At 66.0% G+C, this 14,723-nt stretch carries 12 protein-coding genes and 5 pseudogenes; 14 read left to right on the top strand and 3 right to left on the bottom strand.

From position 1 onward, the window contains the following. Positions 1–260: 260 nt before the first annotated feature. The 7 genes and pseudogenes from upp to F1643_RS00840 all read left to right on the top strand — a co-directional run. Complete coding sequence (gene upp, locus F1643_RS00865; protein ID WP_194909876.1) at positions 261–911, top strand: uracil phosphoribosyltransferase; 651 nt, start codon at positions 261–263, stop codon at positions 909–911. Positions 912–1,456: 545 nt separating this feature from the next. Next, complete coding sequence (hemA, locus tag F1643_RS00860; protein ID WP_194909874.1) at positions 1,457–2,671, top strand: 5-aminolevulinate synthase; 1,215 nt, start codon at positions 1,457–1,459, stop codon at positions 2,669–2,671. Positions 2,672–2,851: 180 nt separating this feature from the next. Next, positions 2,852–3,409, top strand: coding sequence for a hypothetical protein (locus F1643_RS00855; protein WP_149223973.1), 558 nt, complete (start codon positions 2,852–2,854; stop codon positions 3,407–3,409). 130 nt (positions 3,410–3,539) lie between these two features. Further along, positions 3,540–3,806, top strand: a pseudogene (locus F1643_RS24295) (Hpt domain-containing protein); the annotation flags it as partial. A gap of 106 nt (positions 3,807–3,912) precedes the next feature. Further along, a complete protein-coding gene (locus F1643_RS24290; RefSeq protein WP_370540434.1) occupies positions 3,913–4,317 on the top strand; it encodes a PleD family two-component system response regulator in 405 nt (134 codons plus the stop codon). Between the two features lie 120 nt (positions 4,318–4,437). After that, complete coding sequence (locus F1643_RS00845; RefSeq protein WP_194909872.1) at positions 4,438–5,352, top strand: ABC transporter permease; 915 nt, start codon at positions 4,438–4,440, stop codon at positions 5,350–5,352. Next, positions 5,349–5,951: pseudogene (locus tag F1643_RS00840) on the top strand (ABC transporter permease); the annotation flags it as partial. The gene F1643_RS00845 and the pseudogene F1643_RS00840, both read left to right, overlap by 4 nt. Before the next feature lie 232 nt (positions 5,952–6,183). Here the strand turns inward: F1643_RS00840 and F1643_RS00835 are convergent. Beyond that, positions 6,184–6,429 (bottom strand): hypothetical protein, encoded by a 246-nt coding sequence (locus F1643_RS00835; protein WP_014248877.1) that lies wholly within the window; start codon positions 6,427–6,429, stop codon positions 6,184–6,186. Positions 6,430–6,607: 178 nt separating this feature from the next. On the opposite strand from F1643_RS00835, the gene F1643_RS00830 reads away from it, so the two are divergent. Both F1643_RS00830 and F1643_RS00825 read left to right on the top strand, forming a co-directional pair. After that, positions 6,608–7,030 (top strand): thioesterase family protein, encoded by a 423-nt coding sequence (locus tag F1643_RS00830; RefSeq protein WP_194909870.1) that lies wholly within the window; start codon positions 6,608–6,610, stop codon positions 7,028–7,030. Between the two features lie 130 nt (positions 7,031–7,160). Further along, on the top strand, positions 7,161–8,402 hold the full coding sequence (locus F1643_RS00825; protein ID WP_194909868.1) for a methyltransferase: 1,242 nt from the start codon (positions 7,161–7,163) through the stop codon (positions 8,400–8,402). A gap of 82 nt (positions 8,403–8,484) precedes the next feature. Here F1643_RS00825 and F1643_RS00820 read toward each other — a convergent pair. Together F1643_RS00820 and F1643_RS00815 are read right to left on the bottom strand one after the other, a co-directional pair. Next, positions 8,485–9,620, bottom strand: a pseudogene (locus F1643_RS00820) (class I SAM-dependent rRNA methyltransferase). Between the two features lie 156 nt (positions 9,621–9,776). Beyond that, positions 9,777–10,061 carry a hypothetical protein gene (locus F1643_RS00815; RefSeq protein WP_194909866.1) on the bottom strand — a complete coding sequence of 95 codons (285 nt, stop codon included), beginning with the start codon at positions 10,059–10,061 and terminating at the stop codon, positions 9,777–9,779. 515 nt (positions 10,062–10,576) lie between these two features. Here F1643_RS00815 and ccoN point away from each other — a divergent pair. The 5 genes and pseudogenes from ccoN (at position 10,577) to F1643_RS00790 (ending at position 14,670) form a co-directional block, all read left to right on the top strand. Further along, positions 10,577–12,075: pseudogene (gene ccoN / locus F1643_RS00810) on the top strand (cytochrome-c oxidase, cbb3-type subunit I). After that, positions 12,035–12,837, top strand: a pseudogene (ccoO, locus tag F1643_RS00805) (cytochrome-c oxidase, cbb3-type subunit II). The pseudogenes ccoN and ccoO overlap by 41 nt, the downstream one beginning before the upstream one ends. 15 nt (positions 12,838–12,852) lie before the next feature. Next, positions 12,853–13,014: a cbb3-type cytochrome c oxidase subunit 3 gene (locus tag F1643_RS00800; RefSeq protein WP_014248870.1), complete on the top strand. Its 162-nt coding sequence runs from the start codon at positions 12,853–12,855 to the stop codon at positions 13,012–13,014. A gap of 3 nt (positions 13,015–13,017) precedes the next feature. Next, positions 13,018–13,908 (top strand): cytochrome-c oxidase, cbb3-type subunit III, encoded by an 891-nt coding sequence (gene ccoP, locus F1643_RS00795; protein ID WP_194909865.1) that lies wholly within the window; start codon positions 13,018–13,020, stop codon positions 13,906–13,908. A gap of 231 nt (positions 13,909–14,139) precedes the next feature. Beyond that, positions 14,140–14,670, top strand: coding sequence for a FixH family protein (locus F1643_RS00790; protein ID WP_194909864.1), 531 nt, complete (start codon positions 14,140–14,142; stop codon positions 14,668–14,670). The last annotated feature ends 53 nt before the right edge of the window (positions 14,671–14,723 follow it).

The following is a 14,723-nucleotide window of genomic DNA, read 5'->3' as shown; positions in this document are numbered from 1 at the left end:
AGTTCGTGATTTTTATGTTTCGCAGCATTCCTCGATTTCTCCTCGCTGCGCATACTCTTCAGAGGCCTGATGGTCGGCAGAGACGGCTGTGTACCGTTTCGGCAAGCTTGGAACAAGCGACCGTGAAATCAAAGGTGTTTCCAGGCGATGACCGCTTTCGCATCGGGACGCCTTTCGGGTGATGAGGCATGGGCTTGGCCCCGACACCCCGGGCGCGCTAGGATCGGGCCAACCCAACCGTCAGCCGCGATCCGGATTCCATGCGCACTCAGCCCGAATTCCCCAACCTGTTCATCCTCGACCATCCGCTGATCCAGCACAAGCTGACCCATATGCGGAACAAGGAACGGTCGACCGGCGGGTTCCGCACCCTGCTGCGCGAGATCTCGCTGCTGATGGGCTATGAACTGACGCGCGACATCCCGCTGACCACCGAGCGGATCGAGACGCCGCTGCAGCCGATGGACGCGCCGGTGATCCTGGGCAAGAAGCTGGCGGTCGTGCCGGTGCTGCGCGCCGGGCTCGGCATGTCGGCCGGCCTGCTGGAACTGGTGCCGTCGGCGCGCGAGGGGCATATCGGCCTCTACCGCGACCATGAGACCAAGCAGCCGCACGAATATCTGGTGAAGCTGCCGCCGGCCGAGGGGCGGCTGTTCATCGTCGTCGACCCGATGCTGGCGACCGGCAACTCCGCCGCCCATGCCTGCGACGTGCTGAACCGCCATGGCGTGGACGACCACGACATCCGCTTCATGGCACTGGTCGCGGCACCGGAAGGCGTGCGCCGCTTCCACGAATCGCACCCGGACGTGAAGGTCTTCACCGCCGCTCTCGACAGCCATCTGGACGAGAACGCCTACATCGTCCCCGGCCTTGGCGATGCCGGTGACCGCATGTTCGGCACCAAGTAAGGATAACCCCGTCCGCATCCGCCGGGCCGGTTGCCTTGGGGCCGGCTGCCTTGGGGCCGGCTGCCTTGGGGCCGGCTGCCTTGGGGCAGATCCGGCGGATGCGCGCGATGGGGGCTTTTTGCGCTGGTTTCTCGCGTCCGGCACCCTGTTGCAACGGGGGCCATGCCATTCTGCCGGTATGGGCGATCCTGCAACTCTTTCAGTGACCGGCCCAGTGACCGGCGGGTCAAGGCGGGCATGCGCACGTATTCCCGCACGGAGCACATGGTCATTGCGGAAGTACAGCCCACATTTGCCGTGTCGGTTCCAAGTCCTGATGAATTGCCGGCCTGATTGCGGGAAGCGGCCATGCGCCATCCACAGGGCATGGTATCATCCCACTTGTGCGAAGGTCCCATGCGACGGCGGCTTGATTTCGATCAATGCCGGGTGGCGTGACGGTAAGGATCATGCCATCCTCTTCGATGCGCCGACCGAATGGCCTAGCCCATATGCCTTCAACCGGTGCAGCCGACCGTGTGAATGAACGCGAACGGGAACGCGCGATGGATTACGAAACTTTCTTCCGCAACCAGATTGCGACCCTGAAGCAGGACGGCCGCTATCGGGTGTTCGCCAATCTGGAACGCCATGCGGGCAATTTCCCGACGGCGACCTTCCGCGATTCCAACGGGCGCGAGCGTCCGGTCACGGTCTGGTGCTCCAACGACTATCTCGGCATGGGCCAGCACCCCAACGTGCTGAAGGCGATGCACGACGCGCTGGACCAGGTCGGCGCCGGTGCCGGCGGCACCCGCAACATCTCCGGCACCAACATCTACCATGTGCTGCTGGAACGCGAGTTGGCCGACCTGCACCGCAAGGAAGCGGCGCTGCTCTTCACGTCCGGCTACGTGTCGAACGATGCGACGCTGACCACGCTGGGCAAGATCCTGCCCAATTGCGTGATCCTGTCGGACGCGCTGAACCACAACTCGATGATCACCGGCATCCGCAATTCCGGCGCCGAGAAGCACATCTTCCGCCACAACGACCCCAAGCACCTGGACGAACTGCTGTCCGGCATCGCTCCCGGCCGGCCGAAGGTGGTGGCGTTCGAAAGCGTCTATTCGATGGACGGCGACATCGCCCCCATCCATGACCTGTGCGACGTCGCCGACAAGCACGGCGCCATGACCTATCTCGACGAGGTGCACGCCGTCGGCATGTACGGCGCCCGCGGCGCCGGCGTGGCCGAGCGCGACGGGGCCATGGACCGGCTGACCATCGTCGAAGGCACGCTGGGCAAGGCGTTCGGCGTGCAGGGCGGCTACATCACCGGCTCCACCGCGCTGATCGACTGCGTCCGCAGCTTCGCCGCCGGCTTCATATTCTCCACCTCGCTGTCGCCGGTCCTGGCGGCGGGCGCGCTGGCCTCCATCCGTCACCTGAAGAACAGCGACACCGAGCGGACGAAGCATCAGGAGCGTGCGGCGACGCTGAAGCGGATGTTCGCCGACGCCGGCCTGCCGGTGATGCCGTCGGTCAGCCACATCGTTCCGCTGATGGTCGGCGATGCACACCGCTGCAAGCGCGCCTCGGACGAGCTGCTGGAGCGGCATGGCATCTATGTCCAGCCGATCAACTATCCCACCGTCCCGCGCGGGACGGAGCGGCTGCGCTTCACTCCGACCCCGCTGCACACCGATACGCAGATGGGCATGCTGGTGGACGCGCTGCTGGACGTGTGGAGCCGGCTGGATCTGCGCCTCGCGGCCTGAGGCGAAAGCTCCCCTCAGAAGCCCCCTTTGGCGGTGGGGACATTTTGTCCTCTGGACATATGGATCGACCATCCCTAACTTAGGGATAGTGTTGCGACCGGTTCGCAGTTTCTTCGCTGCGGGCCGGCTGCGGCCGTGCCGTCCTTTTGTCTTTCCGGGGCATCGCCCAGGGGGTTCGCCATGTACCGTGACAACTCGCTGATGCCGAAGGAGGCTGTGCGCCTCGTCGTCCTGGGCACCCTGATCCAGGGCGGGCCGCTGCGCTACGCCGATCTGGCCGGCTCCGTGCGTCATTTCCTCGACCGCATCATGGGTCCGTCGCTGGATCTGATGGGCACCTCGCTGGAGATGCTGCGCTACGAGGGGCTGATCGAGGCGCTGGACGGCAGCGGCATGGAAGACAACGCCCTGCTGGGGCCGACCGAGACCGGCCGGGCGGAGTTCGAGACGCTGATGCGCGCCAATGTCCGCGCGCCCTCGGCCGATGGGCTGAACAAGCTGGTCATCGCGCTGAAGCTGCGCTTCCTGCACCTCCTGGACGTCGAGTCGCAGCGTGACCAGATCGACAATCTCGTGGCGCTCTGCGAGACCGAACTGGCCCGGCTGGGCGACCTGAAGCGGGCGGATGTCGGCAGCGACGTCGGCAGCGACACCCACTTCGCCTCCTGGCTCGATCTGGATATCGCCCAGGCCGAAGACCGCCTGACCTGGTTCCAGGGGCTGCTGGCGCGGCTCTGACATCCTACACGACCCGGTGATTTCGTTACGCGCGGCGCGCCCTTGCACATAGGGGCGCGCCGCGTCTGTTTCGGCGCACGGTTTTGGTGTACGTTCGGGGTACCTCTTTCCTCGCGCCGGAATCCGCTCCATGGCCTCGTACCTGTCGACCGACGACCTCGAAGACCGCTTGCGCATGGAGTTCGTGGACGACGCGCGCGATCGGCTGGAGCTGATGAACGCGACGCTGGGCGACCGCGTGAAGGGCCAGCGCAGCGATGCAGAGACCATCGGCGTCCTGCGGCTGGAAGCCCACAACTTCAAGGGCATGGGCACCAGCTTCGGCTATCCCACCGTCAGCCTCGTCGCCCACCGTCTGGAGGATTACCTCAGCGGCCTGAAGCGGCTGGACGAGAAGCAGCTGATCGACGCCCAGATCTTCATCGACCGCATCTCCGAACTGGTCGACCGCGCCGAACAGCCCGCTGCTGGCAGAGACCAACCGGATCATCCGCGCGCTGCCGGTGCGCTACGAGTTCCAGATCACCGACGTCGAAGTCCGCAACGTCGAGATCATGCTGGTCACCCCGTCCAAGGTCGTCGCCAAGAAGCTGGGGACGGAACTGGCGGCCTGCGGCTTCCGCACCATGACGGTGACCGACCCGATCGAGTCGATCAGCCTTGCCGTCCGCGTGCCCCCGGACATGGTCATCGCGTCGATGGTTATGGACGGCCTGTCCGGCCTCGACCTGATCCGCGGCCTGCGTGCCATGAGCGTGACCCACCATGTGCCGATGGCGCTGCTGACCTCGCTGAACCTCGACCACCCGTCGCTGAAGGAGATCCCGCACGGCGTCTCCGTCATCCGCGTCGGCGAGCATTTCGGCGACGATTTCGCCGCGGTGGTGGCCAAGCACAATCTCGGCTGACCGACCAAATCGGCCAAGCTGCCCCTCGTCTGAACGTCATCGTCATATAGCCGCGCTTGCGCCGGCGGGAATCCCCATGTTAGGCGTCGGACCGGTCCAACAGGCTGGAGCAGCGCCCGAATGACGGAGGTTCTTCGCCGGTACGGCCCGGTCCTGACCGGGGCGATCCTGCTGGCGGTGGCGCTGTGGCTGGCGCTGCTGGTGGTGCTGCCGCAGCTGATGATGATCGGCTTCTCCTTCCGGCCGTCGCTGCCGCCGTCCAAGCTCGGCGGGCCGGAGGACGTGTTCACGGTCAGGAATTACCTGACCCTGTGGACCAACAGCATCCATCTGGCGATCTTCCTCAAGACGATCTGGGCCAGCGCCCTGGTCACGGCGACCACGCTGGCCGTCTGCTATCCGGTCGCCTTCTATCTGGCGCAGGTGGCGCCGAAGCGGCGGCTGCCGCTGCTGATCCTGATGCTGGTCGTTCCCTTCTGGATCAACGAGCTGCTGCGCACCTTCTCCTGGTACATCATCCTGGCCTTCAACGGGCCGCTGAACGCGATCCTGCTGAATCTCGGCATCATCGACGAGCCGCGGCGCTTCCTGGGCGGCGACGGCGGGGTGATCGTCGGCATGGTGTATGTCTACATCCTGTTCATGGTCTTCCCGCTCTACAACGCCATCGAATCGCTGGACCGCAACCAGATCGAGGCGGCACGGGATCTCGGCGCCGGCTGGCTGCGCATCCACCGCCGCATCGTGCTTCCCCATGCCAAGCCCGGCATCGCAGTCGGCTGCATCATGACCTTCATGCTGGCGGCCGGCAGCTACGCCGTGCCGGCCCTGCTGGGCGGGCCGAACAGCCGCTGGTTCACCGAGATCATCTACAACTGGTTCTTCGAGGGCGGGAACTGGAACCAGGGGGCGGCCTACGCCTTCATCCTGCTGGTGCTGTGCATCGGCTTCATCCTGGGCGCGATGCGGCTGTTCCGCGTCGGGGCTGGCGGATATCGCGAAGTGAGCCCGCCGTCCATGGGAAGGCAGACATGACCGCCGCCCGCCTCCGCCGTCTGCTGACCGGCGCCTATCTGGTGCTGTTCTTCGGCTATCTGTTCCTGCCGCTCGGGATCATGGCGGGCGGCCACCTTCAACAGCAGCCGCTTTCCCACGGTGACGCCGTGGATGGGCTTCACGCTGAGCTGGTTCCAGGCGCTGTGGGACGACCAGCGCATGTGGGCGGGCGCTGGGGCACCAGCCTGGTGGTGGGGGCGGGGGTGATCGCGCTGGCCGTGCCGCTGGGGCTGGCGGCGGCGCTGCTGCTCGACCGGCTGCACAGCCGGGCCAGGACCTTCCTCTATGCGCTGATGGTGTCGCCGCTGCTGACGCCTGGGGTGATCGTCGGCATCTCCACCCTGGTGTTCTGGCGGGAGTGGTTCGGGGTCAGCGGCGGGTTGTTCCTGACCGTGGTCGCGCAATCGAGCTTCATTGCCGCCTACGCCATGCTGCTGTTTTCGGCAAGGCTGGAGCGGTTCGACCCGGTGCTGGAGGAGGCTGCGCTCGACCTCGGCGCCACGCATGGGCAGGTGTTCCGGCGCATCACGCTGCCGTACCTGATGCCGGCGATCCTGTCGGCGTCCCTGCTGGCCTTCCTGCAGAGCTTCGAGAACTACAACACCACGCTGTTCGTGCGCGGGCTGGACACCACCCTGACCGTCTACATCGCGACCAAGGTGCGCACCGGCCTGACCCCGGCGGTCAACGCGCTGGTCGCTGGTGCTGATCGCGCTGACCATCCTGGGCGCCGTCGCCTACGAGATCCTGCGCCGGCGCGAGGCGCGCCGGCAGGCAGGGTCCGCAGCAGCCTTGGAGTCGGCCTGAGACTTAGTCCTCTTCCGCCTCGTCGGCGTCCGCCTCGATCTGGGCGGCGAGGTCGCGCAGCATGTCGATCACGTCTTCGTGGCTGGTCTCGTCCACGGCGGCGTTCACCGCAGCCTCGATCATGGCGACGGCGATGTAGGGGCCGAGCGGGCCACCTTCCTTGATCGCCTCATCCAGATGCTTTTCGGCGATCGACAGCGCCTTTTCGAACAGCGCCTCGGCCGTCTGGTTGGTGGTGTCCTTGCTCATCGTCCGGTCCGTTGCGGAGGGTTGGTCCGACTCCAATAACACGCCCAATCGGCGATTGGCGCGGGAATTCGCGGGGTCCGCCGCAAATAGAGCCCGTAAACGGAAGCCGGGCTTGCGCCGCCCCCCGACCATACGCCACAGTCCGGAAGCGGATTGACCTATACGGCAAGGGAACAGCATGACCGGCACGCCCGACCTGACCAGCCCCGACCTCTATCGCTTCTGGTGGGAGGAGCGCGTGCGCTTCAACGATCTGGACGCGGTCGGGCACGTCAACAACAACGCCATCGGCGTCTATTTCGAACAGGCGCGCATCGCCCTGCTGCACGGGGCGGGCGGCTTCCGCGAGGAGGACCCCTGGACCGTCGTGCTGGCCCGCAGCCTGATCGAATACAAGGCCGAGCTGCTCTACCCCAACACGGTGCGCATCGGCGCGCGGACCCTGCGGCTGGGAACCAGCTCCATCACGCTGGGCTGCGCCATCTTCCTGGGCGACCGCTGCACCGCCACCCAGGAGGCGGTGGCGGTGATCGTCGACAAGGCAGCCCATCGCCCGACCCCGATCCCGGAACCGTTGCGCGCCAAGCTGCTGGAGGCGTAAAGGGGGGCGCTGTAGACCCGCATCCAACGGACCTTCAACATGACGCGCCCCGCAAAAGCGCCCCTACGCCAAGGGACGCCAGCCCGCCCGCAAGCCCGCCCATGCTCCCGCCGAAACGCGGGAACTTGAGGTGACCATCACCGATGTCGGTGCGCGCGGTGACGGGATTGCCTTTGTCGAAGGCTTGCGTCTGTTCGTTCCCTACACGGTGACCGGCGACCGCGTGCGTGTACGTGCGGCCGATGGCGACGGCAAAGGGGAGGGCGTACGGGCGGACCTGCTTGAGGTTCTTGAACCCGGCCCCGATCGCCAAACGCCGCCCTGCCGCCATTTCGGCCGTTGCGGCGGCTGTACGCTCCAGCAGATGGACGATCCGACGTACGCCGCCTGGAATGCCGGTGTGGTGCGCGGCGCGCTGGAGCGGGTCGGGCTTGGCGATGTCGCTCTGGAGCCGTTGGCGCGTACGCCTACCGCCGCCCGTCGCCGTGCCCGTTTTGCCGCGCTGAAGCGCGGCAAGCGGGTCTGGTTCGGCTTCAACGAGCGGCAGAGCCACCGGCTGGTTGATCTGGAGGAATGCCCGATCCTGGCGCCCCGCCTGTTCGCCCTGGTGGAGCCCCTGCGCATCCTGCTGTCCGACCTGCTGCCGGATGGCGGGGATGCCGATGTGGTGCTGACCGATCTGGAGGGCGGGACCGACCTGCTGCTGGTCGGGCCGCGCAGCCTCGACCGTGCCGCCCGTGAAGCACTGGTCGCCTTCGAGCCGGAGCGCGTCGCCCGCATCGCTTGGCAACCCACCGACCGCGCGGCGCCGGAACCGGTGGCGAACCGCCGCCCGGCCTTCATTCGTTTCGCAGGCGTTCCGATCCAGCCGCCGCCCGGCGCCTTCCTGCAGGCCAGTGCCGAGGGGGAAGCCGCCCTGGTCGCCGCGGTGCGCGAGGGGGTGGGGCCGGCGGCCCGCATCGCCGACCTGTTCGCGGGCATCGGCACCTTTTCCATTCCTCTTGCTCAACAAGCCGCGGTTCATGCGGTGGAAGGCGACGAGCCTGCGGTGGCGGCGCTCGGCCGCTCGGTGCAGGGGTTGCGGCTGACGGTGGAGCGTCGCGACCTGTTCGAGAATCCGTTGAGCGCCAAGGAGCTCAACCGCTACGACGCGGTGGTGTTCGACCCGCCGCGCGCCGGTGCCGCGGCCCAGGCGGCGGCGCTCGCCGGCAGCAAGGTGCCGCGGGCGGTGGGCGTGTCCTGCAACCCCGCCAGCTTCGCCCGCGACGCGCGGGTGCTGGTGGATGGCGGCTATCGTCTGGTGAAGGTCTGGCCGGTCGACCAGTTCCTGTGGTCGGCCCATGTGGAAGTGGTGGGCCTGTTCGAACGGTGAGGGTACGGCGTTAGCCCCCACCTAATCTTCCCCCCTCTTGGGCGGGGGAGGATAGGTGGGGGACAATCGAAGCCGAACGCCATCAATCCAGCTGCAGAACGATCGCCTTGAGATAGGCCGATTCCGGCAGGTTCGGGTGGACCGGGTGGTCCGGGCCGGCACCGGCGCTGCGCAGGATGCGGCCGGTGCGGCCGGCATCGTGCAGGCCGCGGGCGACCTGTTCGGCAAAAGTCGGTGGATCGACATTGTGGCTGCACGACCCGCACAGCAGAAAGCCGCCGGGCGCGGTGATCTTTGCGGCCAGACGCGCCATCTTGCGATAGGCGCGGCAACCGGCTCCCAGATCCTTCTTCGATTTCACGAAGGCCGGCGGGTCGGTCACCACCACCTGGAAGGTTTCGCCGGCGGCGCCCAGCCGCTCCATCTCCTGGAAGGCGTCGGCCTTGCGCGCCTCGAAGCGGTCGGCGACGCCGTTGGCCTCGGCGGCGCGGGTGGCGTTCTCCAGCGCCAGGGCGGAGCGGTCGACCGCGATCGCCTGGGTGGCGCCGGCCACCGCGCACTGGATGCCGAAGCCGCCATTGTAGCTGTAGAAGTCGATGGCCCGCCCGCCCTTTGCCAGCGAGGCGATGAAGGCGCGATTGTCGCGCTGGTCATAGAACCAGCCGGTCTTCTGGCCGTCCAGCGGATTGGCGAAGAAAGTCACGCCGTTCTCTTCCAGCCGGATCGGGCCGTCGAGCTCGCCCTTCGCCAGCCGGGTCTCCTCCGCCAGCCCTTCCAGCGCGCGCTGGCTGCCGTCGTTGCGCAGGATGACCGCGCGCGGCGCCATCACCTCGTCGACGGCGGCCAGGATGTCGTCGATATGGTTGTCCATGAACACGGAGTTGGCCTGCACCGTCACCACGTCGTCGAAACGGTCGACGATCAGGCCGGGCAGACCGTCGGCCTCGGCATGGACCACGCGGTAGAAGGGACGGGAGAACAGCCGCTCGCGCAGCTCGACCGCGCGGCGCAGCCGGTCTGTGATGAAGGCGTGATCCACCACGGTCGCCGGATCGCTCGACAGCAGCCGCGCGGCGATCAGCGTGTGCGGATTGAAGGTGTAGATGCCCAACGGCGTCCCGCCGGGGTCCAGTAGCCGCACCGGGCTGCCGGGCGAACCGCCTTGGCGATGCTGTCCATCTGGACTTCGTTGGAATAGACCCAGGGATGCCCCTGCATGACGCGCCGCTGGCGGCCGGCCTGCAGGTGGATCGGCGGGTACTTCTTGACGGGTTTGGTGCCGGTGGTCGCTCATGGGGCCGCATCCTAACGGCAAATCGCCGCCGCGCAACGGATCGCTGGCAACGGATCCCTGAAAGTCCCGGAGGCCGGTGGCTATTCCACCCCGCGCAGGCCCTCCGCCACGGCAGGGGCATTGTCGTTGACCACGGCCAGGTCCTTGCAGAAGCGGATCGTCTCCTGCCGGTGCCCTTCGGTGCGGAAACAGTCGGGATCGGGCTGCGCCGGGTGTCCAGCGGGATATGGCGCTCCGGCAGGGTGGTGTGGATGGCGGAGCAGCCGAGCCGCCGGGCCAGCGCCTCCATCGCCCGCAGCAGGGTCTCGGCGATGCCCGGCCACGTCGAACAGGTCCAGCACCACGAAGTTGTCGACGCTCAGCACCCCGGCCGTGGCGCAGGTGCGGCTCCACCGCGTAGGAAAACAGGCCGTGCATGTAGCCCTGGGCGTTCTGCACGGTGATGATGCCGGCATCCGCGGGCAGGCCCGGAGCGTCCGGCGCCACCACCCTTGCTTGCGGTGCCCAACACCGCTGCGGCAAATGCGCGCCATTGCTCGACCCCCAGTCCAGGCGAGATTGCGCAGACCAGCGGGTAGGCCTGGTCGATCTGGCGTCGACCAAGGGGTTTCGCGATGAAACTATCGTCCATTTCAGTCCGGCCGATTGCAAGGACACTGAACGATGGCAGGGCGGGCCCGCCAGGGTCGTTGACGTAGATCAATGTTGTACAAGCCCCCCCTACACAATAGTGGGGGCCCATTGGAGACAGGCGCGCCCGGCGTCCCTCTTGGCATTCCCGAGTGCAACCTGTCCCGCTCCTTAACAGTACGTACCCAGTGGTGGTGGCAACCCAGACGGCGCGGCCTCACGGCCGCCCGGGGCAAACGGGAGAGATTGTATGACATCAGCGACTCTGACTTCAGGGGCCACCCTGGGCAGCCAGCGGGTGTCGGAAGACGTGCGTTACCATGAGGACGCCATCCGACTCTTCGTGATCGCTGCAGTGTTCTGGGCGTGGTCGGTTTTCCTGGCCGGCACCTTCATCGCTCTGCAGCTGGCCTTCCCGGCGCTGAATCTCGGGTTGGAGTGGACGAGCTTCGGGCGCCTGCGCCCCGTCCACACCTCGGCCGTGATTTTCGCGTTCGGCGGCAATGTGCTGTTTCGCCACCCTCGCTCTATTCGGTTCAACGGACTTGCCGTCAGCATCTCTTCGGGGGCGAAGGGCTGGCGAAGTTCGTTTTCTGGAACTACAACGTCTTCATCGTGCTCGCGGCATTGAGCTATGTCCTGGGCTACACCCAGGGCAAGGAATACGCCGAGCCGAGTGGATCCTCGACCTGTACCTGACGGTCGTCTGGGTGCTCTATGCGGTCCAGTTCATCGGCACCGTGATGACGCGGCGCGAGTCGCACATCTACGTGGCGAACTGGTTCTTCATGGCGTTCATCCTGACCGTCGCCATCCCTGCACATCGGCAACAACGTCAACATCCCGGTGTCGCTGTTCGGCATGAAGTCCTACAGCTTCGTGTCGGGCGTGCAGAGCGCGATGGTGCAGTGGTGGTACGGCCACAATGCGGTCGGCTTCTTCCTGACCGCCGGCTTCCTGGGCATCATGTACTACTTCGTGCCCAAGCGCGCCGAGCGGCCGGTCTATTCCTACCGCCTGTCGATCGTCCACTTCTGGACCCTGATCTTCCTCTACATCTGGGCCGGCCCGCACCACCTGCACTACACCTCCCTGCCCGGACTGGGCGCAGACGCTGGGCATGACCTTCTCCGTCATGCTGTGGATGCCGTCCTGGGGCGGCATGATCAACGGCATCATGACCCTGTCGGGCGCCTGGGATAAGCTGCGCACCGACCCGGTCCTGCGTTTCCTGGTCACCTCGGTCGCCTTCTACGGCATGTCGACCTTCGAAGGCCCGCTGATGTCGGTGAAGCCGGTCAACGCCCTGTCGCACTACACCGACTGGACCGTCGGCCACGTGCACTCCGGTGCTCTCGGCTGGGTCGCCTTCGTCTCTTCGGCGCGATCTACTATCTCGTGCCGGTGCTGTGGAAGCGCTCGCAGCTCTACAGCATGCGTCTGGTCAGCTACCACTTCTGGACCGCCACCATCGGCATCGTGCTCTACATCACCGCCATGTGGGTGTCGGGCATCATGCAGGGTCTGATGTGGCGCGCCTACGACAACCTGGGCTTCCTGCAGTACTCCTTCGTGGAGACCGTCGCGGCGATGCACCCGTTCTACGTGATCCGCGCGATGGGCGGCGTCCTGTTCGTCATCGGCGCTCTCATCATGGTCTACAACCTGTGGCGCACGGCGAAGGGCGATGTCCGCATCGAGAAGCCCTATGTCACCACCCCGCACAAGGCGGCGGTCGGCGCGGCCTGACGCTAGGGAAGGATGCGAGAAATGGCTCAGGAAAAAAAAGGGATTCAGCCACGATCTGATCGAGCGGAACACGCTTCTTCTGATCGTGCTCGTGCTGATCACCGTGTCGATCGGCGGTCTGGTCCAGATCGTTCCGCTCTTCACCATCGAATCGACCATCGAGAAGGTGGAGGGGGTCCGTCCCTACTCCCCACTCGAACTGGCCGGGCAGAACATCTACTACCGTGAAGGCTGCTACAACTGCCACAGCCAGCAGATCCGTCCGTTCCGTGACGAGGTCGAGCGCTATGGCCACTACTCGCTGGCCGCGGAGTCGATGTACGACCATCCGTTCCAGTGGGGCTCCAAGCGCACGGGTCCGGACCTGGCCCGCGTCGGCGGCAAGTACTCCAACGACTGGCAGGTCGCCCATCTGGTCGACCCGCGCGCGGTCGTGCCGGAGTCCATCATGCCGGGCTATGCCTGGATGAAGGACCGTCCGCTGAGCTACGGCGACATCGCCGATCACTGAAGGCGCTGAAGATCGTCGGCGTTCCCTACACCGACGAGCAGATCGCCAACGCCAAGGCCGACCTGGAAGCGCAGAAGAACCCGGACGGCGACACCGCCGGCCTGGCCAAGCGCTATCCGAAGGCCGTGGTCGCGAACTTCACCGGCAACAAGACCGTCACCGAAATGGACGCTCTCGTCGCCTACCTGCAGGTGCTGGGCACCATGGTGGACTTCACCAAGTACCAGTCGCCGAAGCAGCTGCAGCAGTAATCGGGGGAGGAATCCATGGACTTGGATTCGATCACGGTGATGCTTCGGTCCTTCTGGACGGTGTGGTTGACGCTGCTGCTGACGGGCATCCTGGTTTACGCCATGTGGCCCGGCAACCGCCGCACCTTCGACGACGCCGCCCAGATCCCGCTCAAGGATGATGGTCAGGAGCTTTAGACCATGGCACAGAATTACAAGGACGAGCTGTCCGGCGTCGAGACCACCGGCCACGAGTGGGATGGACTGCGCGAACTGAACAACCCGCTGCCCAAGTGGTGGCTGTACCTCTTCTACGTCTGCATCGCCTGGTCGCTGGTGTACTACGTGTTCTACCCGGCCTGGCCGCTGGGCAAGACCTACACGAAGGGCATCCTCGGCTATTCGCAGCGTGAGGAACTCGATACCAGGATGGCGGAGGCGAAGGCCGGCCAGGCGAAGTTCCTGACCGCCATCGCCGCCAAGTCGGTCGACGAAATCCAGAAGGACAAGGACCTGCTGGGCTTCGCCATGGCCGGCGGCCGGTCCTACTTCAACGAGAACTGCGCCGCCTGCCACGGCGCCGGCGGTCAGGGTGCCAAGGGCTTCCCGACGCTGGCCGACGACGTTTGGCTGTGGGGCGGCTCCTCGGCCGACATCTACAAGACCATCCAGCACGGCATCCGCGCCGACGACGGCGACACCCGTGGTGTGCCGAACGTCGGCATGACCGCCTTCGGCAAGGACGGCATCCTCAACCGCGACCAGATCGACCAGGTCACGGACTATGTGCTGTCGCTGAACGGCAAGACCGCCGATGCGGGCAAGGTCGCCAAGGGCAAGACCGTCTATGACGAGAACTGCGCCGCCTGCCATGGCGACGCGGGCCAGGGTTCGGTCGCCGCCGGTCTCGACGGCGTCGGCGCTCCTCCGCTGAAGCAGGCCAACTGGCTCTATGGCAGCGACAAGGCCACGCTGATGGACACGGTGACCAACGGCCGTGCCGGCATGATGCCGGCTTGGTCGAAGCGTCTGGACGACGCGACGATCAAGTCGCTGGCGGTCTACGTCCACAACCTGGGCGGCGGCAAGTAAGCCGATCCTGATCCGGGAACAGGTTCGGAACCGACCGGGAGGGCGTCGGGGAGTTCGCTCCCCGGCGCCCTTTTCCTATGGGAAACGGCCTGCCGGCTGGCGGTTCCGTGAACTTCCTGTCATTTGATCCAGCGCAATGTACCTGCGGCAATCGGTCGCCATAGTGCCCCGACCGGCCAGCAGGATTTGCCGACCAGAAGCCGCCGACCAGTCGAAGGGCAGCCAGCGACCATGACCATCAGCACGACCACCGGAAACCGCCCCACCGCTCCGAAGCGTGTCAAGCCGCCGCGCCAGAAGGGATGGTACATCCCCTGGATCTTCGTCGGCCTCTTCATGATCGTTCTGTCGGTGAACGCGATCATGGTCCATTTCGCCATGTCGAGCTGGACCGGGGTGCAGACCGAGAACCACTTCATCAAGGGCATCAGCTACAACAAGGATCTCGCCGGCGCCCGCGCCCAGGCCGAACGCGGCTGGCAGGTGCAGGCGGAGTTCACCAGCACCGAGCCTCGCAAGGCCCTGGTCGCCATCACCGCCCGCGACAAGGAAGGCCGCGTCCTGAAGGATGCCGGCGTCACCGTGTCGATGATCCGTCCGACCACCGTCGGCCACGACAAGACGCTGACCCTGCCGTATCTGGGCGAAGGCCGTTACGGCGCTCCGGTGGAACTGGACCTGGAAGGCCAGTGGGACATGCGCTTCGTCATCACCCACTCCACCGGAGATTATCAGGACCAGAAGCGCGTCTGGGTGCAGTGAGCTTTGAAGGGGCCAATCGGCAGCGATTGCCGGGCCGGGATCATCGGGGTGCT

Origin of the sequence: Azospirillum sp. INR13 (assembly GCF_015390205.1) — a bacterium.
Taxonomy (GTDB): Bacteria; Pseudomonadota; Alphaproteobacteria; order Azospirillales; family Azospirillaceae; genus Azospirillum.
The sequence above is the reverse complement of the archived record's forward strand: the minus strand, read 5'-3'. Positions and strand labels throughout refer to the sequence as shown.

Coding starts and splice junctions, on each gene's coding strand:
- F1643_RS00845 (WP_194909872.1), top strand. CDS start 4,438: ATGACGGAGGTTCTTCGCCGGTACGGCCCGGTCCTGACCGGGGCGATC.
- hemA (WP_194909874.1), top strand. CDS start 1,457: ATGGATTACGAAACTTTCTTCCGCAACCAGATTGCGACCCTGAAGCAG.
- F1643_RS00830 (WP_194909870.1), top strand. CDS start 6,608: ATGACCGGCACGCCCGACCTGACCAGCCCCGACCTCTATCGCTTCTGG.
- F1643_RS00800 (WP_014248870.1), top strand. CDS start 12,853: ATGGACTTGGATTCGATCACGGTGATGCTTCGGTCCTTCTGGACGGTG.
- F1643_RS00835 (WP_014248877.1), bottom strand. CDS start 6,429: ATGAGCAAGGACACCACCAACCAGACGGCCGAGGCGCTGTTCGAAAAG.
- F1643_RS00855 (WP_149223973.1), top strand. CDS start 2,852: ATGTACCGTGACAACTCGCTGATGCCGAAGGAGGCTGTGCGCCTCGTC.
- ccoP (WP_194909865.1), top strand. CDS start 13,018: ATGGCACAGAATTACAAGGACGAGCTGTCCGGCGTCGAGACCACCGGC.
- upp (WP_194909876.1), top strand. CDS start 261: ATGCGCACTCAGCCCGAATTCCCCAACCTGTTCATCCTCGACCATCCG.
- F1643_RS00790 (WP_194909864.1), top strand. CDS start 14,140: ATGACCATCAGCACGACCACCGGAAACCGCCCCACCGCTCCGAAGCGT.